At 36.2% G+C, this 2,402-nt stretch carries 2 protein-coding genes and 1 pseudogene; 1 reads left to right on the top strand and 2 read right to left on the bottom strand.

What is annotated here, in order from left to right; translation table 11 throughout:
- Nucleotides 1-1,828 (bottom strand): YSIRK-type signal peptide-containing protein (locus ADH54_RS12040; RefSeq protein ID WP_161800812.1); only part of this gene is annotated, 1,828 nt, incomplete at its 3' end.
- A 244-nt stretch (nt 1,829-2,072) separates the two neighbouring features.
- Here ADH54_RS12040 and ADH54_RS11805 point away from each other — a divergent pair.
- Nucleotides 2,073-2,150, top strand: a pseudogene (locus ADH54_RS11805) (DNA-binding transcriptional regulator); the annotation flags it as partial.
- Here the strand turns inward: ADH54_RS11805 and ADH54_RS03590 are convergent.
- The coding region (locus ADH54_RS03590) for a hypothetical protein (RefSeq protein ID WP_049524073.1) at nt 2,147-2,402 on the bottom strand (256 nt) is incomplete at its 5' end. The pseudogene ADH54_RS11805 and the gene ADH54_RS03590 overlap by 4 nt on opposite strands.

Genomic DNA, 2,402 nt, shown 5'->3' with positions numbered 1-2,402 from the left:
CATTATAGTAAGCTGAACTTGCTTTCGTTGTTGTTTCACCTGAAAGTGCTGTCGTTAACGCTGACTTATTAGCAAGTCTCTCTGTAGCTCTTCTTTCATCACTAAACCATGATCCACGTTCACCTGGGTCAGTATCATTCTCTCTTCCATTTAACTCTATTACAGTTATCGCTTTAAAAGCTGTAGTCCCCAGCTCACTAACTCTATAATTACTTGCATTGATAATTGCAGTTCCTTTTCCCCCAGTAGAAGCAACAACATCAGCCGAAGCTAAAACAGAATATCCTGAAGGATAAGCATTACCACTATTATCCCATCCATTTGTACTTCCTCCTCTGACTAGGTAAACTTTAAATTTTGACCCAGTTGGTGCTGGAGAAAATGTAGGAACTTCTACTTCAATGGTTGGTTTTTCTTTAGCTTTCCCCTCTAAAGCAGTATTTTGTGTTAGAATAGTAGGTTTTCTTAAAGCAGTATAATATCCAAAATTAAAACTTTTCGTTCCTTTAGCAGTAGTGGCTGTCACCGTCATATTCCAAGAACCATTAGATGGTGTATTCCCCTCAAAATATAACTCTGCTTCTTTACCTTTGATGTTCTTTTTTACTTGTAATGGGAATCCCTGATTACCTGTAACTTCAATATTTGTAAAATTATCACTGGCAGAAATAGCTTTAATTTTCATAACGTTTCCAACTATCCCTTGGTTGGCAGGTGTTACAAATACATTCGAACTATCAAACGTTCGTCTAGTTCCATTCCATCGTCCAATTTGAACATCAGCTAATTCTGGTTTAGGTGCAGCTCGTAGTCCACTACCTTCAGGTAAAGTAATCCCATTCAAGATATGATTATGTCCTGCGATATTCCTATCATTTGGCTCAGTATTTTGGGCTTTCTTCCCTACTGTTTCTTTACCATTTGTTGTATCTAGTTTAGGAGTGTTTTCCTCTAGTGGTTTATGAGTCATTTTCACACGTCTTAAACTACTGTTTTTGTAATTAACTAACTCTTTATATACCGAATTAACTTCCTCTTGATTTTTAGCAATTGTTAATACTTCTTTAGCTTTTGCAACTTTTTCTTTTAATCCCTTTACTGAATCCTCAGTGTATTTTTCTGGATCTAATTTGTCAATTTCTTTTAAAAGCGTTTCCAATTTGGTTTTATTAGTGAACACTTCCTCGACTTTGACATCTTTTACAGATTTTTTGATTTCTTCAGTCTGATTAACAAGTGTCACAGCATTCTCTGATACTTCAACCTCTTTTTTATCTTGAGCTTTAGAACCAGATCCATCTTCCTTGTTAGAAGCTTTATCTTTAGTCTTAGACTTAAGTAGACGCACTTGCTCTGTAAGAAATTGAACTCGACTTACTTGACTTGCAATCGCTTCCTCAGAAGTATTTTCTCCATTAAGTAAACGGTTATTTTCATCGGTTAATTTAGTAAGTTGATTAGATAAACTTACTAAACTTTCCTCGTCTACTTTTGCAATCGCAGCTTGAAGTTCACTAATAGCCTGAACGAGAGGAGACTTATCCACTAGCTTCTGAGCAACTGGTGTTTTATCACCCACTACTTCCTCTTTTGATTTCTCTATAGGATTCTCTTTAGGTGGAACTCCTTCTGTCAGTTCCGTAACACCAACATTTACCTTTTCAGTATTCGCCGTAGCAGGTGATACTGGTAAAGTGTCTGCCTTAACCGCACCATTTGCAAAAAACATTAATGCTGCTACGGCAACACTTGCAGCACCAAAATGGTACTTACGAATAGAATAACGGAATACCTTTTCTCCGTTCACTTCACGATATGATTTTCTCATCTAATCGCCTCTCTCCTATTTTTATTTTAGAGGTACTAAAAAATACCCCCCCCCTTAAATATTTTAGTAATTTAAGGAAAGGATATGCTTTTTTAATTTTGGGTACCACACTGTTTTAAAAACATAGTACACTTTCTATTTTACATCTTTCTTAGAAAAATTAACAGTATAACCCATATATTTTTTCTAATTTAGCATTTAATTTTAGCAAGTATATATACTTTTTTCCTAATCTTCTATTACTATTAGACAGGAAACACAACAAGACCTCCGCTATATCAAGGAGGCCTTGGATCAGCTCGGTTATTTAGTAAAAGACTAGAAGATTTTCTTTTCCCAATCGTCTTCTGTACGGCGAGGGTAGAAAAATTCAGATTTGTCCGGAGCTTCCATCATCTCCATCAAAGGTAGCATATCATAAGCCAGATCCAAGTTTGGAATCTGGTCTTTTTGCACCCAAGAAACTTCTCCTTCTTCTGAAGAGCGAAGAGTACCAGAGAACTCAGTCGCTTTATAACAAATGACAATATAGCGCCCACCTGTATCTAGTGGCCAATTTTTAATGCCGACAAGT

Origin of the sequence: Streptococcus pseudopneumoniae, assembly GCF_001072315.1 — a bacterium.
Lineage (GTDB): Bacteria > Bacillota > Bacilli > Lactobacillales > Streptococcaceae > Streptococcus > Streptococcus pseudopneumoniae_R.
Note: the sequence above shows the minus strand (reverse complement) of the source record. Positions and strands in the feature narration are given on the sequence as shown.